This window comes from Limnohabitans sp. (assembly GCF_040400975.1).
Taxonomy (GTDB): Bacteria; Pseudomonadota; Gammaproteobacteria; order Burkholderiales; family Burkholderiaceae_C; genus Limnohabitans_A.
On the sequence record NZ_JBBAPF010000001.1, the window covers coordinates 250,002 to 273,686 of the forward strand.

Sequence of the window (23,685 nt, forward strand, 5' to 3'; positions counted from 1 at the left end):
CCCTTGAAGGAATTCGCATGAAAAGAAGACATTTGCTGTTGGCCAGTACTGCAGTAGCGGGTGTGACGCTCTTGCCAGAGGCCCGCTTGTTTGCACAACAAGCCCAGGACTTCATTGAGGGGCCTGCTGTCGTCGATATCCCGGCGCAGCAGTTGTCCAAACATGTCTGGATGATTTATTCACCGGATGGATTTCCGACCCCGCAGAACCGGGGCATGATGGCCAACATCATCTTTGTCGTGACCTCCGTGGGTGTGGTGGTCATTGACTCGGGCGCGTCCTTGCAAATTGGCCAAATGGCCATTCGCATGATCCGCCAAGTGACCGACAAGCCCGTGGTGGCCGTGTTCAACAGCCACTACCACGGTGACCATTGGCTGGGTAACCATGCTTTTGTCAAAACCTACGGCGACAAGCTGCCCATTTACTCTCTGGCCAGCAGCATTGAAAAGCTCAAGGGGGCGGAGGGCAATCTTTGGCGCAGCCTGATGGAGCGCTGGACCAACCAGTCGACCATCGGCACGAAAGTGGTCATTCCTAACATTGCCGTCCAGCATGGCCAGGTGATCCAGTTTGGTGATGTGAGTTTGCGCATGCACCACTACGGCACAGCCCATACACCTTCAGACCTGAGCGTCGAAATCGTGCAAGACAAGGTAACGGCCGTGGGCGACATCGCCATGACCAACCGCATTGCCAACATGGACGATGGCTCCTACCCCGGCACATTCAAGTACTACAAAGCTTTGATGGCGGCCACCGGAGAGCAGCTCTGGGTGCCCGGGCATGGCCGTGCACGCCAAGATCTGCTCAAGACCTATGGCGACTTCATGGCCGGTATCTGGGAGCCGAGTCTCAAGGCGGTGGAAGATGGCAAATCCGAGGCCGAAGCGAGAGCGGCGGTCATGAAGGACCCTCGCGTTGCCTCACGTGCCCAAACCATGGATGGTTTTGCAGGCAACATTGGCAAGTACATCAGCTTGGCGTACTTGGAGGCTGAAAAAATCGCGTTTTAAAAAAGAAATCCGCACCGTGTCGAACATGTGCGGATTCAAGTGTGGTGCCCCCGACAGGAATCGAACCTGTATCACTCCCTTAGGAGGGGAGAGTTCTATCCATTGAACTACGGTGGCTTTCAGAGCTGAGATTGTAACGACCGTCAATGCCCAAGAGGCGTAACGCCAACATCTGTTGATGTGGGCTCAGAATGGCAAGCTTTGCAGCAAGAGGTGCGCACTGTCGCCAAGGTCGGCTCGCACAAGCCGTCCTTGGAAAAAGATCTGCAGTCCTTGCCAATTGCTGGTGTGCACAAGAAAAGGTGCTAGGCCATTGACCGTTTGGTTCATCCCAGCTTTCAGGTTGAGCAAGGACAATTTGTTGTCACTGTCGAGCACACACAAAGCGCTGTCGGCTTTGGCCTCAATGTAGATGTAACTGCCAGGTTTCAGTGGGTTGTTGGGGGTGTGCGATGTGCTGTTTTTTCTGTGTTGGTCGTCGCACGCGATCGATGCCAGTTGGTCCCTGTCAGGTGCAGCGATCGCGGGCACCTCAGGCGAAGGGCTGGCTGTCTTGGGCAGCGCTTGCGGCGCAGAGGCGATCACCAAAGCAGCTGGTGATTCAGTGATTGGTGCTGCCGATGCTGGGGCAGTCGGTTGGCCGCTCTCACTTTGAAGCACGGCGGGTATTGGTCTTGGTGTCTGGTCTTGGTGCTGGATGCCCAAGAAGCCCAAGAAACCCATGGACAGAAGGCCACCCGTCACCAGCAATGGATGCCTCAAAAACGGATGGGGAGAAGATTTTTTGTAGACGTCTGAGGAAGAAACCGGGCTGGCAGTTGAATCAGCTTGAGCAAGCGCTTGAGTTTCAAGGGCAGGCATTGCGGGTAAATTTTCAGGGGCGGTAGGTGTTGCTTGAACTGCTGCAACGGGAAATACATAGCCCAGTTTCTTGAGCAGCTTGTTACCGGTATTTCGCTTGATCAGCTCGTTGTAAAAGCTCCGTCCCTCACCGCTTTCCAGTTCTTGAAGCTGGGCCGCAGAAATGGTGTTGGTGCGCGCAAAAACCAAGGCATCGATCCCGGCGGATGTCCTGAGGCTTTGCAAAAGCTTGCCGTCTTCGGGGCCCCAGGGCTGGTTGTTCATCTGCGGAAAAGACATGGGTTTGAGAAATGCCCAAAATGCGCGAAGATCAATTGAAGGCGCTTTTTTGAGGTAATGGCCATAATTGTCAAATTCCGCCTTATGTTACCTTAGGTGTGCATAAATTTTTTCGGGGCGATCGAACGCGTCAGGCTTCGCGCCAGGAGTTGGGTGCGGCGGTGCATGGCTACCTCAATACCGTGCGGGCTCAGTCACAGCCAGAGTGACGGAGAAAAGTGGCTGCGCCTTCAATCCTTTCGGATGGTGAAGATCAAATCCAGCGCACTTTGTTCTGCCGCCTGCGCGCGCAGCGTGAGTCGGCGAGAGATGTCGTAAAAAATAAACAGACTGCCCATCGTGCCGCTCAAGCTGGCTTCGTAGGCCATGTAAAAGTCCTGTGACAAGCGTTTACCCAGCGTGACGGCGGCGCCCGTGGCGGTGGTTCCTGTGCGTGTGCTGGTGCCCAAGCTGATCTCATCCAGTCCCAAGTTGCCAGCCAGTTCGCTGCTGAATGTTTTGCCATTGCCACTGAGCAAAACCATGGCGGCTTGCTGCAACACCGCCGATTCGGCGCCGCCGTTGGCCGCCGAGCGCCCCAGCACCAACCAGGCCAGTTTGTCGGCGTCGGGCATATCCGGGTCGGCATACAAACGGATGCGGGGCAGCAAGGCGCTGCCTGAAACCTGCACCCCAACACTTTGGGTCAAATGGGGCCGCAAGGCGATGATCTCGAGGCCTGGGTTGTCGTAGGCGCCATTGAAACGCAAGACCCCGGTGCTGATGTTGAGTTGTTGTCCATAAGCCTTGTAGCGGCCGCCCAAAGTGCGCACTTGGCCATGCAGGCGTGGCAAGCCTTGGGTGCTGGCGTTGCTGACCAAATCCAGTTGTCCAGTCAGACGCGTGTTCAGGCCTTTGCCTTGGAGCTGAAAGTCGGGCCCGAGATCCAGCGTCACGCGCACATCAGGAGTACCGATCCAAGACGGATTGACAGGCCGAGGGGGATTCGTTGATGGGGTGTTTGGCCGGGGCGAGTGAGGTCGCACGATCACCACATCGTCCCCCAAATTGGGGGTGCTTTCATCGGGCAAAAGGAACAGGGCTTGGTCAGCCTTGAGCAGTCCCCTGATTTGCATTTGGCCCTTTTGCACTTGGGCAGTGACTTGTCCTGACACGACCAATCGGCGGTCGGCCCGGTTGCTGACGCGAAGAGACTTGGCGTCGATCTGCAAGCTCATTTGCGCTGCATGCAAAGGGTAGGTCTGGGTGGGCGAAGGGGGCAGGGTGCTCGGTGCCAACTGGATGCGGCCCTTTGCCGCAATGTCGCCGCCCTGGGGGCCGGCTCCGCGCAAACTCAAATGGTCAAGGATCAGTTCTTGGCCTTGCAGTCGAGCTTGCATCTGGCCTTGGTCAAAAGAGATCCCTTGAACGGCCGAACGAACGGCCAATTGATCGGCGTTGAGGCGCCCTTGCCATTGGGGTTGGCTGCGGGTTCCGACCAAGTCAAACTGGGCGTCCAGGGTGCCTTGTACGCGCCATCCAGGGGGTGCCAAAACAGACCAAGCGCCGATTTTTGGCAAGCGGGCTTTGACCGAACCACGCAAGGGCGCCTGGGCGGGCCACTGCCAGCCTTGTGGTGTGCGGCTGAGTGTGCTGAACACTTGCGCTTGCGCTTGGCCCATCTGCTCGCTGTCCCATTGCAGATCGGCCTGCAGACGTTCGTTGTGAATCTGCAGCACCAAGCTGGCCTCGCGCAAACCCGCTGCGGTGGGTTGACCCGGTGAGGGTTCAGTTTGGATGCGCAAGTCGCCTCGGCTGCGCCGAATTTGGGCCTTGAGGGTGGTGTCGGCGTTTTGCGTCAGTTGCAACTGGCCTTGCAGCAGAACATCGTTGGGGATGTCCATGCGCCATGCGCTGGGTAACCAGTTCAGTGGCAGGTCTTCCCAGCTGGCAGCGAACTGGGCGCTGGGTGTTTGTCCGGTGCTGGCCGAACGCCAATGGCCAGGTTCAACTTGCACGCGGCTGTTGCCCGGTGAGGGCCCTTGCACTTGCAAGTGGGCGTTGGACCAACTCAGTGCCAAGGCCGACGGACCCAGATCGGCTTGCCAGGCCATGGCTTTTTGGAGTTGCAAACGCCAAGCGGCTTGCGGCTGGGTGCCCAGCGCCTGAAGGTCCAGGCTGTCCAACAAACCCCGCCATTGGTGGCTTTGTAAATGGGGCCGTGCAGCGCTCAGCCGCGCTTGCAACCGGGATGTGGCGGGGCCTTGGGTCAAGAGACTTTGCCATTGGGCTTGCCAGGTCAGCGGTGTGCCCACCACCTGCAGCTGGCCTGGGTCCAAGACCCAAGCAGCTTGTTGGGGCGTTTGCCACGTCAGGCGGGGCCATTGAGCGTTCAGCTTGAAAGGGGTTTGGGCTTGCGCATAACCGCCTTGCCATTGGGCTTGGAGTTGCCCCGGGCCTGAGGCCTTGAGGGCAGAAAACCGATCTCCCCAGCCCGGCAATTTTTGGACCCAAGCCCAACTGGCCGCAGCATCTTGCACATCGATGTCGAGTTGGCCTTGGCCCTCCAGGGGTGCCAGCAGTCCTTCGGCTTTGGCGCGCAGGCCCGGCAGTTGCACAGACCATTGACCTTGAAGTGATTTTTGCCTTGGCGAGTACTTGAAACGCCCCTCCATGGCCGCTTGTCGGGCATTCAGCTTGAGTGCGTCGATGTGCCAGACCTCGTCTTGCCAATGGCCTGACAGTGCCAGTTGTTCAAAGTGCAATCCAGAAGCGGGGCCCAGCTTGGACAAGGCTTTGGCAGGTTGGTTCGGTGCTGCGGCCGACTGCAACTGGGCATCAAAGCCTATCGGCCCAGACCCTGTGTCTTGTGCCTGCAGTTGGCCTTGAATAGGCGGGCCTGTCAGCGCGCTGTGCAGCTGAGCCGGGTGGATGCCAGACAACGCCATGCTGCCGGTCCAGCCCGAAGCGCTTTGTGCGGCCTGAACTTGCATTTGGCCGCCTGCCAGCTGGGCCTGTGATGGCAACACTTGCCACAGGCCTTGATGGTGGCGTGCGTGGAGTGACAACTGGGTCAGGGGCAGTCGCTGCACATCCCAAGCGCCTGGCAGCAGGTTGCGCAGCTCGGCTTGCAAAGACCAGTCTGGGCCGTCGGGCTTGAGTTGCGCTTGGCCATTCAAGTGGGTCTGCGGGGCTTGAGGCCACAAAGGGGCCAAGTTCAAAGCCTGCCATTGCCCTTTGGCCTGCACGATGGCAGGTTGTTGCCATGGCCGCACATCGGCCTGCAAGCTCAGGTGCACGGGGGCTTTGCCTTGTGGCCAAGTCGGTTGATCGGGCGCAGGCGACAGTTCTGCACTGAGCTCGAGTTGGGCCTGTGGCCCAGCCAAGTTGCCTTGTGCAGAGGCGTGCAGCAGCAAGGCCAAAGCGGGTGTGCCGTCCATGGCGGGTGTTTTGACCCGTCCTTCCATGTCCAGTTTCAAAGCCATGGGTGCCGCGCCTTGCAGGCTGGCTTGCAGGCTGTATTGGCCTTGGGCCAAGGTCAGCTTGGGCACTTTCAGGATATGTGTTCGCCCGTCATAGGCGTAATGCGCTTGAATGCCGGAGAGCGTCACCGGGTTGGCGCCCTGCCAATCCAAGTGGTCCACTTTCAGGGTCATTTGCACCGGCAGCGGCCAGTTCAAGTCCAGCCAAGGGGTCAAAGGCTTGGCTGGCCGCTGGTCCTGGATTTGCAGTGATTTCAGGTGAACACTTTGCACGGGCCAAGGTTGCCTCCAAAGCAGTGACCAGTCGATAGCAATGTCGGCATCTTGGGTTTGCACTTGCAGCTGGGGTGCACGCCACGCCAGTTGGCCGATTCGCCCGCCTTGGCGCAAGCTGCCTTGCACATCGCTGCTGGTCAGATGTTGCCCGGCGGGTAAGGCCTTGTCTGCCCATTTCAAGGCCGTGCCCAAAGATCCTTCTGTTCCCGCCCAAAACCACAAAGAAGCCCCCAAGACCACCAAGATCATTGGGCCCAACAAGGCCGACAAGGTGCCCAGCGACCAGGCACCCAGCCATCTCGCGGCGCGCCGAAAAAGGCGCGCAGGCACCGGGTGCTTCGAAGTCGGCGGCGATGGTGGCGCAGACATGGTGTCGGAAGCTGGCGACGGGTTCAAAACGTGAAGCCCACACTCAAATGCAAACGCCATTTTTGCAAAGCTTGGGCGTGTGCCAAGTCCATGCGCACCGGGCCAACTGGACTGCGCCAACGTGCCCCGATGCCATAACTCGTTTGGGTGCGAAGCAAGTGCAATTCGTTGGCGACCGCGCCAGCATCGGCAAAGACAGCGGTTTCCCAATCGGTCATTTGCCCATTCCAGCGCAAGGGGCGTTGCCACTCCACACTGCCTGTGCTCAGGTACCGGCCAGCGCCGATGAGCCCTTGGCCAAGATCCACCCCAATGCTGTTCAAAGCGTAACCCCTCACCGTGTTGTCACCACCGGTGAGGAACAGTTGGGTGGTCGGCAAGTACCGGGTGTCTTGGCTGACCACACTGCCCATAGAGGCCCGCACCGCCAAGCGACCGCTGTTGGAACCCAGGGGCCAAAAACTCAGGCCCTTGGCCAGCCAGCGCACATAGGGCTGGCTGACGGCGCCCAGGCTGACGCCAGAGCCCAGCTCCAGTCCCAAGCCCCATCCACGGCTTGGAAAGGGCAGACTGTCAAAGTTGCGCCAAGTCCAAGCGAAGTTGCCACTGACCGATTCCAGGTTGCCCAAGGCATTGCTTTGCTGTGAAGCCATGTCGTATTGCGCAAAGTAGGAGCGGTCGATCCGTGGGCCGGTTTGCAGTCGGCCTGCACGCCAACGTTGGCTGCTGATCACATCGTTGTCGCGCAGTTGGCGATTGAACTGAGCCGAGGTGTTCCAACGCCACAAGCTGCTGTCGGGTGGGGCCAGCAGATCGAGCCCCATGGTTTGCAGGTCTCTGTCAATCGCCAGACGGCTGACGGCCCGCCAATTCAAACCCGGGACGCTGTGGTGTGTGTGTTCTGCGCTCAGGCGAGGGCCGCTGTCACTGCGTACGCCGACACCCAAGAGCCATCTTTGGCGCAGGGTCTCTTTGAGTTCGATGTTGACCGGCGGCCGTGCCAAATTGCCTTCAGGCTCAAGGCTGACAAAAACCGAGTCGTAAAACCCGCTCAGGACCAAACGCTGTTGGGCTTCCAGCAAATCGCTTTGCCGGTAGGGCTGATCGGGGGGCAAACGGGCCAGTCGCGCCACTTGCAAGGCGCCGTATTTGGTAGCGCCTGTGATGTTCAAGTCGCCCAAGCGAACAGCAGGACCCGAGTCCAGCGTCAAGCGCAGCACCACCCCGTTGGTCTCGGCGTCCACCCGGGCCTCGCTCTCGGCCACGCGGCCCCAGGGGTAATGTTCTGAGACGAGTTGCCGCAGGGCATTGTTTTTGGCCTGGCTCCAAGCGGCTTGGGTGAAGGGGGCGCCGGGTGGCAAGCCCCATTGCTTTTGGATGCTCGTTTGCTGCCGTGGGCCGGTGGGTGCTTGTGTCAGCTCACCCAACCATTGCCACTGCACTTGGGTGATGCGCGCGGGTGGTCCGGTGTCCACGGCCAGTGTGACCTGCCCCAGTGGGCTGGGGCCTTGTGCGGGGTTTTTTTGCCAACTCAGTTGGGGGTTGAAAAATCCTTGAGTGGCCAGTAACTCGCGCGCTTGTTCATCGGCGTCTTCCAACAAGCGAGTCAACTCGGTTTCGTCCAAATCGCTCAGGGCTTGGTATCGCCGAAGTTCCATGTGCTGCAACAGGAAGTCGCGTACCTCTTCGTCTTCGCTTTTCACCACCCACGAAAAAGCCAGTGAGGATGCGGCCGATTTCAAGACCTGTGTCGGCACGCTTTCAGCGTGCGCAGCGATGCTCCAAACGCTTGCAAACCCGCACAGACACAGCAATAGCGCTGAACAACATTGACCGCGCTGAAACCATGTCATTTGCTCAGCAAACGCATCGCATCTTCCAAGCCTTTCAAGGTCAAGGGGAACATGCGCTGGCTCATGAGCTGCTGGATGATGGAAATGCTCTGGCGGTATTGCCACACGCCCTGCGGCTCGGGGTTGATCCAGGCGTACTTCGGAAAGGTGTGCGTCAGGCGTTGTAGCCACTCGGCCCCGGCTTCCTCGTTGTTGTATTCAACGCTGCCGCCCTTTTGCAAAATCTCATAGGGGCTCATGGTGGCATCGCCAATGAAGATCAGCTTGTAGTCCTTGTTGTACTTGCGCAGGATGTCCCAGGTCGGAAATTTCTCGGCGTAGCGGCGCTTGTTGTTCTTCCACATGAAGTCATAGACGCAGTTGTGGAAGTAATAAAAATCCAGGTGTTTGAACTCGGCCTTGACGGCCGAAAACATTTCTTCAACCCGCGCGATGTGCTCGTCCATGGTGCCGCCCACGTCCATGAGCAGCAGCACTTTCACATTGTTGTGGCGCTCCGGACGCATCAGAATGTCCAGGTATCCCGCATTGGCTGCGGTTTTGCGGATGGTGCCGTCCAGGTCCAGTTCTTCTTGCGAACCCTCGCGCGCAAAGCGGCGCAGGCGGCGCAGGGCCACTTTGATGTTGCGTGTGCCCAGCTCCTGGCTGTCGTCGTAGTCTTTGTAGGCCCGCTGGTCCCAGACCTTGACGGCGCTCTTGTTTCCGCCCTTGCCGCCAATGCGGATGCCTTGCGGGTTGTAGCCGCCGTTGCCAAAGGGCGATGTGCCGCCCGTGCCGATCCACTTGTTGCCGCCTTCGTGGCGTTCTTTTTGTTCTTCCAGGCGTTTTTTGAGCGTGTCCATCAACTCGTCCCAGCCCATCTTCTCGATGGCGGCTTTTTGCTCGGGCGTGAGTTCCTTTTGCAGGATTTTTTCGAGCCAATCCAGCGGCACTTCTTTGGTGAAGTCGGTCAGCATTTCTACGCCCTTGAAATAAGCGCCGAAAGCTTTGTCGAACTTGTCGAAATGCTTTTCGTCCTTGACCATCACCGTGCGAGCCAGGTGGTAAAAATCGTCGATGCTGCAGGCGTCAGACGCCGGGCCGACCACATTGGCCTGCAAGGCTTCGAGCAGCGTCAGATACTCGCGCACCGAGACAGGCAGCTTGGCAGCACGCAGGGTGTAGAAAAAATCGATCAGCATGACCGGGTGTCCTTTGGGTCTGAGCGGCTCAATTGAAAGTCCAGGTGCGCACGCACATTGGGCCATTCGCTGGCAATGATGCTGTACACGCAGGTGTCGCGCAGTGCGCCAGCGCTCAAAGCGTGGGTGTTGATCTGGTGGCTGCGCAGCACGCCATCGAGCTTGGCGCCCAGGCGTTCGATGGCGCGACGGCTTTGATGGTTGAAGAAATGCGTGCGGAACTCCACCGCGATGCAGTTCAGGTGCTCAAAAGCGTGGGTCAGCAGCAAGCGCTTGGCTTCGGTGTTGAGCGGGGTGCGTTGCACGCTGCGGCGGTACCAGGTCGAGCCGATTTCAACCCGGCGGTGGGCCGCGTCGATGTTCATGTAGGTGGTCATGCCCACAGCGCAGCCGCTGGCTGGGTCGATCACGGCAAACGGGCACATGCTGCCTTGGGCTTGCATGGCCAGGCGACGCTCGATTTCTGCGGCCATGCCTTCAGGCGAGGGGATGGCGGTGTACCACAGCTGCCAAAGCTCACCATCGCGCACCGCTTCTTGCAAATCGGCCGCATGGCTGGCGTGCAGAGGCTCCAGCCGGACATGTGTTCCGCTCAGCGTGGTGGGTGCAGCGAAAGCGGGCATGGGCTCAGCGGTTGCGCTGGTTCATGAAGACCAGTTTTTCAAACAAGGTCACATCCTGCTCGTTTTTGAGCAAGGCTCCCACCAGCGGCGGCACCGAGACCTTTTGATCTGCGCTTTGCAGGGCTTCAAGCGGGATGTCTTCGGCCACCAGCAGCTTGAGCCAATCGAGCAGTTCGCTGGTCGAGGGCTTTTTCTTCAGGCCCGGCAGGCCGCGCACGTCGTAAAAAGTTTTGAGGGCCAGGGCCAGCAGGTCTTTTTTGAGCGTGGGGAAGTGCACATCCACGATTTGGCGCATGGTGTCCGCTTCGGGGAACTTGATGTAGTGAAAGAAGCAGCGACGCAAAAAGGCGTCGGGCAATTCTTTTTCGTTGTTGGACGTGATGAACACCAGCGGGCGGGTCTTGGCCTTGATCAGCTGGCGCGTCTCGTAGCAATAGAACTCCATGCGGTCGATCTCGCGCAGCAGGTCGTTCGGAAATTCAATGTCGGCCTTGTCGATCTCGTCAATCAGGATGGCCACAGGCGTCTCGGACGTGAAAGCCTGCCAGAGCACGCCCTTGATGATGTAGTTTTCGATGTCCTTGACCTTTTCATCGCCCAGCTGGCTGTCGCGCAGACGGCTCACGGCATCGTATTCGTACAGGCCTTGCTGCGCTTTGGTGGTGGACTTGATGTGCCACTGCAGCAGGGGCAGACCCAAGGCCTCAGCGACTTCTTCGGCCAACATGGTTTTGCCGGTGCCGGGCTCACCTTTGACGAGCAAAGGGCGCTTGAGGGTCATGGCGGCGTTCACGGCCAGCATCAAGTCCGGCGTGGCGACGTAGTTTTCGGTACCTTGGAATTTCATGTGAACAAGTTCTCGGAAAAGGGCAAAGGGTTTGTCAGGATTATGAGGGCCAGCCCGATATAATCCGCAGTTGATTTTTATCAATCATTTGATTGTGTGAGCAAAATGAACAAGCTGTTGACCTCGATGTTTGCCTTGGCTGTCGCTTCTGTGACCGCCTTTTCCGCCCATGCCCAAGAGATCAAGGGCGACGCCAAAGCTGGCGAACAAAAAATTGCCATGTGCATTGGTTGCCACGGCATCAAAGGCTACCAAGCCAGCTTCCCCGAGATCTACCGCGTGCCCATGATTTCGGGTCAAAACGCCAAATACATCGTGGCCTCACTCAACGCCTACAAAAAGGGCGAGCGCAAGCACCCCACCATGCGTGGCATCGCCGACACCCTGACCGAGCAGGACATGGCTGATTTGGGCGCTTACTACGAGCAGCATGGCAACACCAAGCCCGTTACCGCAGCCCCCAAGGCACCCGATGCCAAAGTTGCTGCCCTGTTGCAAAAAGGCGCGTGTATTTCTTGCCACGGTGACAACTTCAACAAGCCGATCGACCCCAGCTACCCCAAGCTGGCTGGCCAGCACAAAGACTTTTTGTTTGTGGCCCTCAAGTCCTACAAAGTTGAAAACCAGTCCACCTGGGGACGCAACAACGGTGTCATGGGCGGTATTGCCAAGCAGTTCACCAACGCCGAGTTGAAGGCCATGTCCGCTTACATCGCCTCTTTGGATGGCGAGATGAAAGTCGTTCCCCAGTCGCGTTTCCGCTGATCTAGGGTTCACCTCAAACAAAAAAACCCGCCTTGGCGGGTTTTTTGTTGCCTGTTGGCTTTGACCGTGATCTCTGGGTTTCAGTCTTGGGTTGCATTGCGTTGCACGCAGGCAATGTAGGACTCGCCGTCGGGCATGCGTCCCGAGCGTTGGCTTTCAAAGATCATGCGCCCTAAGCATTCCATGGCCTGGTGGTGCGCGTCGTGCAGCGAGTTGAGACGGTGCGTCAACAGTTCTACCGCTTGGCGTATGCCCCGGGGTTGGTCGATGCTGCATTGCTCGCTGATGGACAGGTGCATCGAGAGGTGCAAGAACGGGTTGCTTCGGTTGGGGTCGTCGTTGAGCATGTTCGCCAGTGCGGCATCGACGTCCGAGAGTTCGGCATGGTATTCGGGGTGTTCGTCGATCCATTGGCTGACGAGCATTTCCATGGGCTCAAGCGTTTCGGCGGTTTTAGCTTTGGCATAGACGCCGCAAAAAAAGCGCCGGACATCGGCTTGTGAGGGTTGAATCAGCATGGGGTGGATTGTCTCTTAACTGTTGGCCTGTTGTCTGTTGGAGCTTTGGGAGTGAGAGGCCGGGGTGCGGGGCCAGGGCTCAGAGGCGCTTCGCTTTGCCACATCGCCCCGGCCCCGCACCCCGGCCTTTCACGTGGGCGTTTCGCGGAGGGTTTAAAACGCGACAGGGCACAATCACCAACACCCGAGCAAGGCGGGATGGCGGCGCTGGTCGGGCGATGTGGCAAAGCGAAGCGCCTCTGAGCCCGGCCAGCGCCGCCGTCCCGCCTTGCGGACAAAAACTGACATTTTTGCCTTGTACAAAGGTCCTCTGATGCAGGCCAACGCCGCCATCCCGCCTTGCGGCCAAACGGGAGACACCTCTTCCGTGTGCAGTCATCAACAGCTCACCCCAGCCCGCAAAGCCCCCCTAGAATGTCACAGAACACCCGCGGTGCATGCAATATAATGCACGTTTTACACCCTGAAGAGACCAGACACATGAACCAAGCCTACATTTGCGATGCGATCCGTACCCCCTTTGGCCGTTACGGCGGTGCCTTGAGCAGCGTGCGCACCGACGATCTGGGCGCGGTGCCCCTGCGTGCCCTGATGGCCCGTAACCCGAATGTGGATTGGGCCGCCGTGACCGATGTGCTGTACGGTTGCGCTAACCAAGCCGGTGAAGACAACCGCAACGTGGCCCACATGGCCAGCTTGCTCGCCGGTTTGCCGATCGATGTGCCCGGCGCCACCATCAACCGCTTGTGCGGCTCGGGCCTGGACGCCATTGGCACGGCCGCCCGCGCCATCAAGGCGGGCGAAGCGGGTTTGATGATTGCCGGCGGCGTGGAAAGCATGAGCCGCGCCCCGTTTGTCATGCCCAAAGCCGAAACCGCCTTCAGCCGCGCCAACGCCGTGTACGACACCACCATTGGCTGGCGCTTCATCAACAAACTGATGAAAGCCCAGTACGGTGTGGACTCCATGCCCGAGACGGCAGAAAACGTGGCCACCGATTACAAGATCGAGCGCGAAGCGCAAGACCTGATGGCCTACAACAGCCAACTGCGCGCCGTGGCCGCCATCAAGGCCGGGCATTTGGCACGTGAGATTGTGGGCGTGAGCATCCCCCAGAAGAAGGGCGACGCCATCCTGGTGGACACCGACGAACACCCTCGCGAAACCAGCCTGGAAGCGCTGGCCAAGCTCAAAGGTGTGGTAAGCCCTGATGGCACCGTGACCGCCGGCAATGCCTCTGGCGTGAATGACGGTGCGTGTGCCTTGCTGCTGGCCGACGAAGCCACCGCCGCCAAAAACGGCCTGACGCCCAAGGCCCGAATCGTGGGCATGGCCACGGCAGGGGTTGCCCCGCGCGTGATGGGCATTGGCCCAGCGCCCGCCACGCTCAAGGTGTTGGCGCAAACTGGTCTGACCATTGACCACATGGACGTGATCGAGTTGAACGAAGCTTTTGCAGCACAAGGCCTGGCCGTGATGCGCATGTTGGGCCTGAAAGACGACGACGCCCGCGTGAACGCCTGGGGTGGCGCGATTGCCCTGGGTCACCCGCTGGGTGCATCCGGTGCCCGTTTGGCCACCACCGCCATCAATCGCCTGCAGCAAACTGCGGGCCGCTATGCGCTGTGCACCATGTGCATCGGTGTGGGTCAGGGCATTGCACTGATCATTGAGCGGGTCTGAGCACCGAACAAGTTGTGCTTGGTGGCTCGTCAGTAGGTTTGGCGAAAGTCCATCTGACGCAGTAGCGCTGCTGTGGCTTGCTGCAACCGTGAAAGCGGACGCGCGGCCGGCATGGCCAGCACCAGTCGATTCCACAGGGCCGGTGGCCCGATCAGGGCGGTGGGTAAACGCTTCGCCTGCTGGGCCATCAACAGTGCGCTCTGCGGCAAGATGGAGCAGCCCACCCCATGCTCCACCAAAGCGATGGCGCTGTGAACAGCACCCACTTCGGCCACGATTTGCAAGCCGATTCTGCGGGGCAGCAAGACCGCATCCACCAAGCTGCGGATCGGATTGGGGGCGGAGGGCAAAATCATGGACACCTGTGCCAGTTCTGCCAGGGACATCCTGGATTTGAGGGGGGTGCCTTCTGGTGCCACCAGTATCAACCTCTCACGCATCAGCGGTTCGCTGACGATCAAGGGCGTGGGGGCGGGGTCAAACAACAAAGCCAAATCAATTCGGCCCTGCAAAAGGTCTTCGCGCAGCGACAGGCTCAGGCCTTCGCTGATGCTGATCATGGCGTTCGGCAGTGTTTGTCGAAAACGTTCGACCAAGGGCACACACAGGCCCGTCGCTACGCGGTGCGGTAAGCCCACCACCACGCGTCCATTGGGTTCTTCGTTCATGTCCATCAACTGGCGTCTTGCTTGGCGCGCGCCTTCCAGCAAGTTGCGTGCATGCACCAGCAGGGCTTGGCCGGCGGGTGTCGGACGCACCCCCCGCCCATGCCGCTCAAACAGGCGTTGCCCGAGGTCCGCCTCGAGCAGACTGAGTTGACGGCTGATGCTGGGCTGGCTCAAGTGCAGAGCGGTTGCTGCGCGACTCACACTGCCGCTGTCAACCACCATGGCAAAAGATTCAAGTTGTCGCAAGTCCATGGCCTGATCCATCCATTTAATAACTCTATAGCTGGTATAGCCATTTTGTCATTTACAGGGTCATGTCACCACCGCACACTGTGCGACTTATGGAATGAGATTTTCGAGCATGAGATTTGCAAACAAAGTGGCCTTGGTCACAGGGGCTGGGTGCGTCGGGCCAGGTTGGGGCAATGGGCGGGCCATGGCAGTTCGTTTGGCGCAAGAGGGCGCTCAGGTCTGGGCGGTTGACTTCGATCCCTCGCGCTTGGCGCAGACGCTGGCTTTGGCGGGTGAGCATGCGCACGCCATTCATCCGTTTCAGTGCGATGTGACGGACAGTGCCAGCGTGAACCGCATGGTCCACGCCTGCGCAGAGCGTTTGGGAGGGCTCGATATCCTCATCAACAATGTGGGCGGGTCAGCCCCTGGCGGCCCTTTGGAGATGAGCGAGGACATCTGGGATGCTCAGATGAACTTCAACCTCAAAAGTGTTTTTTTGACGTGCAAGCATGCCTTGCCTTTGCTCAAAGCGCGCGGAGGTGGCGCCATTGTCAACATGGCCTCGACATCGGGCATACGCTGGACCGGCAGCGCCCAAGTGGCCTACGCAGCCGCCAAAGCCGGCGTGATTCAGATGTCCAAGGTCATGGCCATACAGCACGCAGCAGACCACATCCGGGTCAACACCGTGGTGCCGGGCCAGTTGCACACCCCCATGGTCGAGTCTCGGCTGGCAGGCCAGCGTTCGGGTGGTGATGTGCAGGCGCTGTTGAAACAGCGTCTGGCCAGGATCCCTTTGGGCTTCATGGGTGACGGGCGCGACAGTGCCAGTGCTGCCCTGTTCTTGGCCTCAGAAGACGCGCGGTTCATCACCGGCACTGAAATTGTGGTCGACGGTGGCATGACCGTGCGCTGCGGCTGATATCTCACTCATCCATTCATACACCTAAAGGAGACACACATGGGCCAAGAAATTTCCAGGCGACAGTGGTTGCAGCGCACCAGTGCGGGTGCATTGGCGACCAGTTTTGGTGGCATCTCATGGGCGCAAATCAACAACCGACCCGTGCGTTTGATCGTGGCGTTTGCCCCGGGTGGTCCGGTGGATTTTGTGGCGCGGACATTGGCAGAAACCTTGTCGCGAGAACTGGGGCGTCCGGTGCTGGTCGACAACAAGCCGGGTGCCAACGGCGCGATCGGTGCGATGGAGACTCTCAAAGGTGAACCCGATGGCAGCACTGTGTGGATCACCAGCGTGGGAGCCGCGGCCATCAATCCAGCGCTTTACGACAAACTGCCCTATGACATGGTACGCGATTTCACGCCGGTGTCTTTGGTTGTCAACAACGTGGAGGTGCTGGTCACCAGTGCGCAAAACCCGGCCACTGATGCCGTCGATTTTGTCCAAAGGGCCAGAGCCGCCAATGTGCCGGTTCCCATGGCGTCTTCTGGCATGGGCAGCATTCCGCATTTAGCCTTGCTCCAAATGCAGGATGCCACCAAGTTGGACTTGCTGCATGTGCCCTTCAACGGCATGGCGCCTGCATTGACCAATTTGCTGGGCGGGCAGGTGGCGGGTGTGTTTGCCGATGTGCCTGCAGTGATGGGTCAGATCAAGGCGGGCAGGCTCAAGGCTTTGGGCATGGCTTCGCGCGTGCGTCACCCTGGACTGCCCGAGGTCAGAACCTTTGAGGAGATGGGGTTCCCAGCGGTAGACACCAACAATTGGTACGCCTTTTTTGTCTCCTCAAAGACTCCCCGTCCGATCGTCGAGGCGCTCAATGCGGCGACGCGGCGGGCATTGGCCGACCCCGCCGTCGCCAATCGCTTGCTGCAGTCTGGCGCGGAGCCACGCGCCACGACACCGGAGGAGATGGCTGCTTTGCTCAGGGCCGATACGAGCAAGTGGGCGGCCTTGATCAAGGCACGCAACATCCGCCTCGATTCTTGAGTCGGCGACCCACGGTTTGATCGGAATTTGTGCGTTTTTCAGATGTTTCAGGCTTGGCCTCCGGCGAAGGCTGTCGATGTCGGTCAACAGGGAGGTGATGTGAGTTCAATTTGGCTTTGCGATCAGGATGGCCCATGGCATAGGCCTGCTTTGCCAGACCTGCAATCGTGGCGCGCGTGGCATGGCGATGTGCAAGCTTGGCGGCACTATTGGTCAGGTCCACTTGAGCAGCGTCCAAGCCCTCCTGTGGGTGCCATGTGGGAAGCGTTGGAGCCCGGGACTGATCTCATGGGGCCTGGCGTGTCCCAGCCAAGGGTTCAAGCCCCCTTTCACTACGTGGTCGAAACCGACGTGGCTGATGGTTGCGAAGATGATTTTCGCGCCTGGTACGAACAAGAACATTTGCCGGGTTTGTCCAAAGTGCCTGGCTGCTTGAGGGCGCGCCGCTTGATGCGGCGAGATGGCCCTGCCGGGCTTCCCCTGCATGTGGCCTGTTATGACCTGGTGAGTGCCCAAGTGACCGAGTCCGAGCCGTGGCTGGCCGTGCGCCACACCCAGTGGAGCAGCCGAGTGCGACCCCTGTTTCGCAACACCCGCCGAACCCTGTTCATTCATCCGAACGGCCCCACATGACCCCCTCACAAGATCAGCCCCAGCCGGTGAGGACCTACGACGCGCAGCCACAAACACCTGGCTGGCAGCCTCCACCGGGTGCCTGCGATGCGCATGTCCATGTGTTCGGCCCCCCCGAGCGCTTTGCTTACAACCCTTTGCGCCAAATCACCCCGGTGCCGGCACCGCGCGACACCTTGTATGCCTTGCACCGCACTTTGGGCATTGAACGCTGCGTGATCGTGCAATCCATGGTGCATGGCATGGACAACAGCGTGGTGGAGGATGCGATCGCCCACGGTGAGGGCCGTTACCTGGGCGTTGCGCTGGTGCCTGTCGATGTGCCTGATGCCGAATTGGCCCGATTGGCCCTGGCCGGTATGCGGGGTGTGCGCTTTAATTTCATGCGTCATTTGGGCTCGGGAACCGATGTGCGCGAAGTCTTGGCCCTGACCCCCCGCTTGGCCGCCCATGGGCTCCATTTGCAGGTTCATTTTGAGTCGGCTTTGGTCCATGATTTGGGACCATGGCTGTTGCAAAGCCAGGTGCCTGTGGTGATTGACCACATGGGCCGTGTCGATGCAAGCTTGGGCGCGCAGCATGAGGACTTTCAGGCCTTGATGCGCCTGCTGGATGCGCCTAATTTTTGGGTCAAGCTCAGCGGCATAGACCGCATCGATGCGCATGCTGCACCGGATGAACGCTACACCCACGGTGTGGCGCTGGCGCAGCAGTTGTGGCGTGCGCACGGTGACCGCTGCGTTTGGGGCAGCGACTGGCCTCACCCCAATCACACCCATATTCCGAACGACGCGGCCTTGGTCAATGCGATCGCCATGATCGTCCCCGATGCAGCAGGCCAACAGGCCTTGTTGGTGGACAATCCGCAGCACTTGTACCGCTTTGCCTGATGCACCTCGCTGGCGGAGGCGGGCTCACTGACCAATTCGCTGGGTGGTTTTTTGGGCTTGGGCCAGCTCTTGCGCACTGATTTCAATGTCCAGCCGCAGCAGCGCCGCGCCCATGGCTTTGCCCAGGTTATCGAGGCGCAGGTTGCGCGCCCCGCCGCCTTGCAGTGCGCCGTGCAGCACGAACTTCAGGGCCCAAATATTGGGCAGAGGCCAAGCATCGACCTGGCCTGAGAGCCAGGGCGCGAAATGCGCCTGCACTTTGGCAGCCGTGACTTCGCGTTCAAGGATCCGGTAACCCGCCTCGTTCCAGGCAAACAGACCAAAGTCCACCCAATCGGCCTTGTCACCGCTGCGGGCGTGGGCAATCTGGGCCAGTGGAATCTTGACGACAGGGGTGGTGTTCATGTGCTGGGCTCCAAGATCGCCATTTGGGCGGGCACCCGTTGGCGTGGAATCAGGGTGGGCCAGATGCCCAGCAATTCACTCGTGCTGTTCAGGCCTTGAAAGCCGCACGTGAAAGCCGGTCCACTCAGCGCCATCCAGGGGAACAATCGGCCAAAGCTATCTGCAGCCGATTTGCTGGGTGTGCGCAGCACCATCCGCACCCAAATCTCGGCCCGCTCATTCAGTTCGGCCGCTGGCGGCAGAGGCGCCAGGGGGCCATGCGCCGAATTGAGGCCGGGGTATTCGACAAACAGCTCGTCAAAAGGCATTTGGCGCTCTTGCAATTGTGTGCGGATCATGGCCTCTGCGGCTTGTACCTTGTCCCAAGCATCGGGCCAGGAAAAGCCCCAGCTGACCTCGGCCTTGAAGCCATCGCGAAAGCCCGCCACCACCTTGAGCTGATCGGTGGGTGCGCGGCCCAGGGCACCGGTCACACGCACACGGTGTTCACCTTCTTCGTTCAACTCGATCTGGCCCATGTCAAGCACCACATCGGGCGAAAAATACGCATGCGGGTTGTGCACCTCGTACAGCAGTTGTTGGCGCACGGTGTCAAAGTTGACCAAGCCCCCGGTGCCGGGCGCTTTGGTGATGAAGGCTGTTCCGTCTGCCAAGACCTCGGCGATCGGGTAACCGATGTGTGCCAAGTCAGGGATCTGTTGCCAATGGCCTTGGCTGCCAAAATTGCCGCCGCTGCCTTGGCCCGAGCATTCGAGCAAATGCCCCACCGTCAGGCCCTGGGCCAAGCGGTTGAAGTCCTCGGGCGTGGCCGCATCGGCCAGTTTCCAGCCCAGGCCATGCACCAGTGGCCCCAGAAACAGCGCCGCGTCCGCCACCCGCCCGGTGATCACGATGTCGGCCCCTTGGTCCAGGGCGTCAACGATGGGTTGTGCACCCAAATAGGCGTTGCCAAAGACCAGCCGCTCGCGCACGCTGGTCACCTCCGATCCGTTCATCAGGTGGTCAAAGCGGGTGTCGGGTGTTTGCAGTTGCGGCAGCACATCGTCGCCACTGACCACCGCGATGCGCGGGTGCCAGCCCTTGGCTGCTAGCGCCGTTTGCACCGCCCGCGCTGCGCCCATCGGGTTGAGGCCGCCCGCGTTGCAAACGAATCGGATCCCGCGCGGCTGCATCAAAGGCCACAGGCGCATCAGCATGGGCACCACATCGCGGGCATAGCCCAAAGCAGGGTCGCGTTGCCGATCTTTTTGCAAGATGGCCAATGTGAGTTCGGCCAGGTGGTCGCTGGCGATGTATTGCACTTGGCCGCGCTCGATGCTGGCCACCACGGGTTCCCAGTTGTCGCCATAAAAGCCCAGGCCCGAACCGATGCGAATGGATTGCGTCATGGGGCGATATTGAAGCCAAGTGTATGGACCGTAATGGGGGTCAACCCCTAGGGAAAGTCTCTTCTAAGACAACCATAATCGCACGATCGTTCGTAAAAGTTGGAGGCCTCATGCGGTGGGTTCCATGACTCCCTCTTTTGACGCGCGTTGCAAGACATTCAACCAAAGGAGACAGGTGTGCAATTGCTGCAACTGCTGATCAGCGGTGTGGCCCAGGGCTGTATTTACGGACTCATTGCCCTGGGTTTCGTGCTGATTTACAAGGCCACCGAAACGGTGAGCTTTGCCCAAGGTGACCTGATGATGGTGGGTGCCTTTTCGGGCCTGGCTGCCATGACGCTGCTGGGTTTCCCGTTCTGGATTGCAGTGCCCTCGGCCATTGTGGCCATGGGCATTTTTGGGGTCTTGCTCGAACGTTTGGTCATCCGCCCCATCCTTGGGCAACCAGCTTTCTCCATCGTCATGCTCACCATCGGCGTGGGCTATGTGCTGCGCGGCCTGATCACCATGATTCCCGATGTGGGCACCGACACCCACACCCTGCCTGTACCCTATGCGGGCGAAGTTTTGCGCTTAGGTGGTCTGGTGATTGCGTCAGAGCAATTGGTGGTGATCGGCGCCACTGGCATTTTGTGCCTGGGCTTGTTTGCCATGTTCAAGTACAGCAAGCTGGGCATTGCCATGCAGGCGGCCTCGCAAAACCAATTGGCCGCCTATTACATGGGCATCCCAGTCAAGCAGATCAACGGTCTGGTTTGGGGCTTGGCGGCTGCTGTGGCCGCGGTGGCGGGTTTGCTCTTGGCCCCCATCACCTTTGTGCACGCCAACATGGGTTTCATCGGTCTGAAGGCCTTTCCGGCGGCGGTGGTGGGTGGTTTTGGCAGTTTGCCCGGTGCCATCGTGGGCGGTCTGGTGATCGGCATCGTCGAGTCGTTCTCGGGTTTTTATCTGCCCGAGGGCTTCAAGGACATCGCGCCCTATATCGTGGTGTTGCTGATGCTGGTGCTCAAGCCGAATGGCTTGTTCGGCGAACAATTGCGCAAGAAAGTCTGAGGCCCCAGCATGCGTTTCATCTTCAAAACCGACTACAACCAGGATGTGAAGCTGGCCAAGCACGGCGGCCATGTGTTTTGGTACAGCCTGCTGGGCTTGTTTCTGGTGGCCGCCCCTTGGGTGGTGGCCGAGTATTGGCTGGCGCAGCTGACCTTTGTACTGATCTATGCGGTGGTGGGCCTGGGCCTGATGTTGTTGGCGGGCTTTACCGGCTTATTCTCGCTGGGTCACGCTGCGTTTTTGGGTGTGGGGGCTTACACGCAGGCCGTGATGGTCAATGCCGGGGTGCCTTTCCCGCTGGCGCTGGTGTGCGCGGGCGTGTTCTCGGCCATCGTCGGCATCATCGTGGGTTTGCCTGCACTGCGCGTCAAAGGCATTTACCTGGGCATGGCCACGCTGGCCTTTGGTTTCATTGTCGAAGAAGGCATGGCCCGCTGGGAAAGCGTCACGGGCGGCAATGCGGGCCTGATGGTCACTTACCCGAAAATGGGCGACTGGACGCTGGACAGCACTGAAGAGTTTTATTTCCTGTGCTTGCTGGTCACCGTGGGGGCCACGCTGGCCATCGTGAACCTGCTGCGCTCGTCGACGGGCCGAGCCTTTGTGGCCATCCGAGACTCTGAAATTTCTGCCCAAAGCATGGGCATCCACCTGGCGCGATACAAGACGCTGTCGTTTGCCTTGTCGGCGGCGTTGGCGGGCATTGGCGGTGCTTTGTACGCGCACAAAATCCAGTTTCTCTCGCCCGAGCAGTTCAGCATCATCCAGTCGATCGACTTGCTCTTGATGGTGGTGATCGGCGGATTGGGCTCGATCCACGGCGCGTTCCTCGGTGCCATCTTCTTGATCGTCATGCCGCAGCTGATTTCTTTGGGCAAAGACTTTTTACCAGCCGCCATTGGCGGCGCCGCCGGTTTGCAGGGCACGGTCTACGGCATGGTCTTGATCGCCTTTGTGCTGTTCGAACCCATGGGCTTGTATGGCCGCTGGCTCAAGGTGCGCACCTGGTTCCAGCTGTTCCCGTTTTACCGCCGTGGCCTGTTCAAGCGCCAAAAATCGTTCCAGAAGTCGGACCGCCTGAAATGAACGCAGACATCCTTTTATCCGCCCAAGACTTGAGCGTGCGCTTTGGTGGCGTGCTGGCCGTCAACAAGGTCAGCTTCGACGTCAAGCGCGGCGAAGTCTTCACCTTGATCGGCCCCAATGGGGCTGGCAAGACCACGGTGTTCAACCTGATCAGCCGGATCTACACCCCCACCACGGGCGTGATCGACTATGCCGGGCCGCAGGGCACCTTGCGCCTGACCGATCAGCCGCCGCACCAAATTGCAAGTCTGGGTATTGCCCGCACTTTCCAGAATATCGAGCTGTTCGAACACGCCACCGTACTGCAAAACCTTTTGATCGGTCGCCACACGCACCGCAAGACGGGCTTGTGGAGTGAAATGTTCTTCAGCGCCAAAACCCGCGCCGCCGAAATCCAGGCACGCGAAAAAGTCGAGGAAGTCATCGATTTCCTGGATTTGCAGCACCACCGCGATTCGATGGTGGCGGGCCTGCCTTATGGTGTGCGCAAAGTGGTGGAACTGGCCCGAGCCCTGTGCACCGAGCCCAAGCTGCTGCTGCTCGACGAGCCTTCTTCGGGTCTGAACGTCGAGGAAACCGACGACATGGCGTTCTGGATCTCGGACATCAAAAATGAGCTGGGCATCACCGTGCTCATGGTCGAGCACGACATGAGCTTGGTCTCCAAAGTGTCTGACCGCGTGCTGGCCATGAGCCAGGGTGAAGAACTCGCCACCGGCACGCCCAGCCAGGTGCAAAGCGACCCCGGCGTCATCGAGGCTTATCTGGGCTCGGTGGACGACGTGTCTGCCTTGCGCCGCGAAAACTATGTGCCCGGAGGTGCCGCATGAGCGCAGCCACCCAGACCCAGAGCACAACGCCTGAGGCAGCCGATGAGAATGTCATGCTCAAGCTGCTCAACGTCGAGAGTGCCTACGGCCCGATCAAAGCGATTCGTGGCGTGAGCCTGCAGGTGCGGCGCGGCGAGATCGCCACCGTGCTCGGCTCTAATGGCGCGGGCAAGACCACCATCTTGAAAACCATCAGCGGCATCATCGACCCGCGCAAGGGCTCGATCGAGTTCAAGGGGCAGAGCATCACCGCGCAAGACCCTGCTTTTATTGTGCAAAGCGGCCTGATGCATGTGCCCGAAGGGCGCGAAGTGTTTCCGCTGCTGTCGATTCGCGACAACCTGCTGATGGGCGCCTACACCCGCAAGGACCGCGATGGCGTGGCGCGCGACATGGAAGCCGTGTACAACTATTTCCCCATCCTGCGCGAACGGGCAGTGCAAGACGCGGGCTTGCTCTCGGGTGGCCAGCAGCAGATGCTGGCGATCAGCCGTGCCCTGATGGCCAACCCCGACCTGATCTTGCTGGACGAGCCCAGCTTGGGCCTGTCCCCAAAGCTGACCAAAGAAATCTTCGAGATCGTGGTGCGCATCAACCGCGAGCGCGGCACCACCATCTTGCTGGTGGAGCAAAACGCCAACATGGCGCTCAACGCCTCGGACTATGGCTATGTGCTGGAAAACGGCCGCATCGTGATGGAAGACACTTGTGCCCGTTTGCGTGAAAAAGAGGACATCAAGGAGTTCTACTTGGGCATGAAGGAAGAGGGCGTGCGTGCCGATCGCCGCTGGAAAAAGAAGAAAACCTGGAGATAA

At 59.6% G+C, this 23,685-nt stretch carries 21 protein-coding genes and 1 tRNA gene; 11 read left to right on the top strand and 11 right to left on the bottom strand.

The annotated features are described in order from the left end of the window. The first annotated feature begins 17 nt into the window (after positions 1-17). Complete coding sequence (locus ABWQ00_RS01325; RefSeq protein WP_353236858.1) at positions 18-1,016, top strand: MBL fold metallo-hydrolase; 999 nt, start codon at positions 18-20, stop codon at positions 1,014-1,016. 42 nt (positions 1,017-1,058) lie between these two features. On the opposite strand, the gene ABWQ00_RS01330 is transcribed toward ABWQ00_RS01325, so the two are convergent. The 7 genes from ABWQ00_RS01330 to ABWQ00_RS01360 form a co-directional block, all read right to left on the bottom strand. Continuing rightward, positions 1,059-1,133 (bottom strand) — tRNA-Arg (locus tag ABWQ00_RS01330). A gap of 69 nt (positions 1,134-1,202) precedes the next feature. Beyond that, a complete protein-coding gene (locus ABWQ00_RS01335; RefSeq protein ID WP_353236859.1) occupies positions 1,203-2,156 on the bottom strand; it encodes a hypothetical protein in 954 nt (317 codons plus the stop codon). A 230-nt stretch (positions 2,157-2,386) separates the two neighbouring features. Then, positions 2,387-6,262 carry a translocation/assembly module TamB domain-containing protein gene (locus tag ABWQ00_RS01340; RefSeq protein WP_353236860.1) on the bottom strand — a complete coding sequence of 1,292 codons (3,876 nt, stop codon included), beginning with the start codon at positions 6,260-6,262 and terminating at the stop codon, positions 2,387-2,389. A gap of 23 nt (positions 6,263-6,285) precedes the next feature. Then, positions 6,286-8,004, bottom strand: a complete 1,719-nt coding sequence (locus tag ABWQ00_RS01345; RefSeq protein ID WP_353236861.1) for an autotransporter assembly complex protein TamA — start codon at positions 8,002-8,004, stop codon at positions 6,286-6,288. Positions 8,005-8,111: 107 nt separating this feature from the next. Then, on the bottom strand, positions 8,112-9,296 hold the full coding sequence (locus ABWQ00_RS01350) for a vWA domain-containing protein (RefSeq protein ID WP_353236862.1): 1,185 nt from the start codon (positions 9,294-9,296) through the stop codon (positions 8,112-8,114). Continuing rightward, positions 9,290-9,919: a GNAT family N-acetyltransferase gene (locus ABWQ00_RS01355; RefSeq protein ID WP_353236863.1), complete on the bottom strand. Its 630-nt coding sequence runs from the start codon at positions 9,917-9,919 to the stop codon at positions 9,290-9,292. Before ABWQ00_RS01355 ends, ABWQ00_RS01350 begins: the two co-directional genes overlap by 7 nt. Before the next feature lie 4 nt (positions 9,920-9,923). Then, a complete protein-coding gene (locus ABWQ00_RS01360; protein ID WP_090141562.1) occupies positions 9,924-10,766 on the bottom strand; it encodes an AAA family ATPase in 843 nt (280 codons plus the stop codon). A 105-nt stretch (positions 10,767-10,871) separates the two neighbouring features. Between ABWQ00_RS01360 and ABWQ00_RS01365 the strand changes: the two genes are divergently transcribed. Beyond that, entirely contained in the window at positions 10,872-11,531 is a 660-nt protein-coding gene (locus tag ABWQ00_RS01365; RefSeq protein ID WP_353236864.1) for a c-type cytochrome, read from the top strand. Between the two features lie 80 nt (positions 11,532-11,611). On the opposite strand, the gene ABWQ00_RS01370 is transcribed toward ABWQ00_RS01365, so the two are convergent. Further along, positions 11,612-12,046 (bottom strand): DUF1841 family protein, encoded by a 435-nt coding sequence (locus tag ABWQ00_RS01370; protein WP_353236980.1) that lies wholly within the window; start codon positions 12,044-12,046, stop codon positions 11,612-11,614. Positions 12,047-12,529: 483 nt separating this feature from the next. Here ABWQ00_RS01370 and pcaF point away from each other — a divergent pair, with 483 nt between their 5' ends. Continuing rightward, positions 12,530-13,732 carry a 3-oxoadipyl-CoA thiolase gene (gene pcaF / locus ABWQ00_RS01375; RefSeq protein ID WP_353236865.1) on the top strand — a complete coding sequence of 401 codons (1,203 nt, stop codon included), beginning with the start codon at positions 12,530-12,532 and terminating at the stop codon, positions 13,730-13,732. Between the two features lie 29 nt (positions 13,733-13,761). Here the strand turns inward: pcaF and ABWQ00_RS01380 are convergent, their stop codons facing one another. Beyond that, positions 13,762-14,652, bottom strand: coding sequence for a LysR family transcriptional regulator (locus tag ABWQ00_RS01380; protein WP_353236866.1), 891 nt, complete (start codon positions 14,650-14,652; stop codon positions 13,762-13,764). A 109-nt stretch (positions 14,653-14,761) separates the two neighbouring features. On the opposite strand from ABWQ00_RS01380, the gene ABWQ00_RS01385 reads away from it, so the two are divergent. From ABWQ00_RS01385 to ABWQ00_RS01400, 4 genes are all read left to right on the top strand, one after another. Next, complete coding sequence (locus tag ABWQ00_RS01385) at positions 14,762-15,556, top strand: SDR family NAD(P)-dependent oxidoreductase (RefSeq protein ID WP_353236867.1); 795 nt, start codon at positions 14,762-14,764, stop codon at positions 15,554-15,556. Positions 15,557-15,595: 39 nt separating this feature from the next. Continuing rightward, entirely contained in the window at positions 15,596-16,585 is a 990-nt protein-coding gene (locus ABWQ00_RS01390; RefSeq protein ID WP_353236868.1) for a Bug family tripartite tricarboxylate transporter substrate binding protein, read from the top strand. A gap of 300 nt (positions 16,586-16,885) precedes the next feature. After that, positions 16,886-17,218, top strand: a complete 333-nt coding sequence (locus ABWQ00_RS01395) for a hypothetical protein (protein WP_353236869.1) — start codon at positions 16,886-16,888, stop codon at positions 17,216-17,218. Continuing rightward, the gene (locus ABWQ00_RS01400) at positions 17,215-18,108 is read left to right on the top strand and encodes an amidohydrolase family protein (protein WP_353236870.1); all 894 of its coding nucleotides are present in this window, start codon (positions 17,215-17,217) and stop codon (positions 18,106-18,108) included. Before ABWQ00_RS01395 ends, ABWQ00_RS01400 begins: the two co-directional genes overlap by 4 nt. Before the next feature lie 24 nt (positions 18,109-18,132). On the opposite strand, the gene ABWQ00_RS01405 is transcribed toward ABWQ00_RS01400, so the two are convergent. Together ABWQ00_RS01405 and ABWQ00_RS01410 are read right to left on the bottom strand one after the other, a co-directional pair. After that, positions 18,133-18,513 (bottom strand): AtuA-related protein, encoded by a 381-nt coding sequence (locus ABWQ00_RS01405; RefSeq protein WP_353236871.1) that lies wholly within the window; start codon positions 18,511-18,513, stop codon positions 18,133-18,135. Continuing rightward, positions 18,510-19,901: an acyclic terpene utilization AtuA family protein gene (locus tag ABWQ00_RS01410; RefSeq protein ID WP_353236872.1), complete on the bottom strand. Its 1,392-nt coding sequence runs from the start codon at positions 19,899-19,901 to the stop codon at positions 18,510-18,512. Before ABWQ00_RS01410 ends, ABWQ00_RS01405 begins: the two co-directional genes overlap by 4 nt. 177 nt (positions 19,902-20,078) lie before the next feature. Between ABWQ00_RS01410 and ABWQ00_RS01415 the strand changes: the two genes are divergently transcribed. The 4 genes from ABWQ00_RS01415 to ABWQ00_RS01430 are packed head-to-tail and all read left to right on the top strand — an operon-like array spanning position 20,079 to position 23,685. Beyond that, entirely contained in the window at positions 20,079-20,954 is an 876-nt protein-coding gene (locus tag ABWQ00_RS01415; protein ID WP_353236873.1) for a branched-chain amino acid ABC transporter permease, read from the top strand. Between the two features lie 9 nt (positions 20,955-20,963). Next, a complete protein-coding gene (locus tag ABWQ00_RS01420) occupies positions 20,964-22,040 on the top strand; it encodes a branched-chain amino acid ABC transporter permease (protein ID WP_353236874.1) in 1,077 nt (358 codons plus the stop codon). Further along, positions 22,037-22,870, top strand: coding sequence for an ABC transporter ATP-binding protein (locus ABWQ00_RS01425; RefSeq protein WP_353236875.1), 834 nt, complete (start codon positions 22,037-22,039; stop codon positions 22,868-22,870). The genes ABWQ00_RS01420 and ABWQ00_RS01425 overlap by 4 nt, the downstream gene beginning before the upstream one ends. Then, complete coding sequence (locus tag ABWQ00_RS01430; RefSeq protein ID WP_353236876.1) at positions 22,867-23,685, top strand: ABC transporter ATP-binding protein; 819 nt, start codon at positions 22,867-22,869, stop codon at positions 23,683-23,685. The genes ABWQ00_RS01425 and ABWQ00_RS01430 overlap by 4 nt, the downstream gene beginning before the upstream one ends.

Bases quoted from the DNA above. Each gene is read 5' to 3' on its own strand.
- ABWQ00_RS01325 (WP_353236858.1), top strand. From the start codon at position 18: ATGAAAAGAAGACATTTGCTGTTGGCCAGTACTGCAGTAGCGGGTGTG.
- ABWQ00_RS01335 (WP_353236859.1), bottom strand. From the start codon at position 2,156: ATGTCTTTTCCGCAGATGAACAACCAGCCCTGGGGCCCCGAAGACGGC.
- ABWQ00_RS01340 (WP_353236860.1), bottom strand. From the start codon at position 6,262: ATGTCTGCGCCACCATCGCCGCCGACTTCGAAGCACCCGGTGCCTGCG.
- ABWQ00_RS01350 (WP_353236862.1), bottom strand. From the start codon at position 9,296: ATGCTGATCGATTTTTTCTACACCCTGCGTGCTGCCAAGCTGCCTGTC.
- ABWQ00_RS01355 (WP_353236863.1), bottom strand. From the start codon at position 9,919: ATGCCCGCTTTCGCTGCACCCACCACGCTGAGCGGAACACATGTCCGG.
- ABWQ00_RS01360 (WP_090141562.1), bottom strand. From the start codon at position 10,766: ATGAAATTCCAAGGTACCGAAAACTACGTCGCCACGCCGGACTTGATG.
- ABWQ00_RS01365 (WP_353236864.1), top strand. From the start codon at position 10,872: ATGAACAAGCTGTTGACCTCGATGTTTGCCTTGGCTGTCGCTTCTGTG.
- pcaF (WP_353236865.1), top strand. From the start codon at position 12,530: ATGAACCAAGCCTACATTTGCGATGCGATCCGTACCCCCTTTGGCCGT.
- ABWQ00_RS01380 (WP_353236866.1), bottom strand. From the start codon at position 14,652: ATGGACTTGCGACAACTTGAATCTTTTGCCATGGTGGTTGACAGCGGC.
- ABWQ00_RS01385 (WP_353236867.1), top strand. From the start codon at position 14,762: ATGAGATTTGCAAACAAAGTGGCCTTGGTCACAGGGGCTGGGTGCGTC.
- ABWQ00_RS01390 (WP_353236868.1), top strand. From the start codon at position 15,596: ATGGGCCAAGAAATTTCCAGGCGACAGTGGTTGCAGCGCACCAGTGCG.
- ABWQ00_RS01400 (WP_353236870.1), top strand. From the start codon at position 17,215: ATGACCCCCTCACAAGATCAGCCCCAGCCGGTGAGGACCTACGACGCG.
- ABWQ00_RS01405 (WP_353236871.1), bottom strand. From the start codon at position 18,513: ATGAACACCACCCCTGTCGTCAAGATTCCACTGGCCCAGATTGCCCAC.
- ABWQ00_RS01410 (WP_353236872.1), bottom strand. From the start codon at position 19,901: ATGACGCAATCCATTCGCATCGGTTCGGGCCTGGGCTTTTATGGCGAC.
- ABWQ00_RS01420 (WP_353236874.1), top strand. From the start codon at position 20,964: ATGCGTTTCATCTTCAAAACCGACTACAACCAGGATGTGAAGCTGGCC.
- ABWQ00_RS01425 (WP_353236875.1), top strand. From the start codon at position 22,037: ATGAACGCAGACATCCTTTTATCCGCCCAAGACTTGAGCGTGCGCTTT.
- ABWQ00_RS01430 (WP_353236876.1), top strand. From the start codon at position 22,867: ATGAGCGCAGCCACCCAGACCCAGAGCACAACGCCTGAGGCAGCCGAT.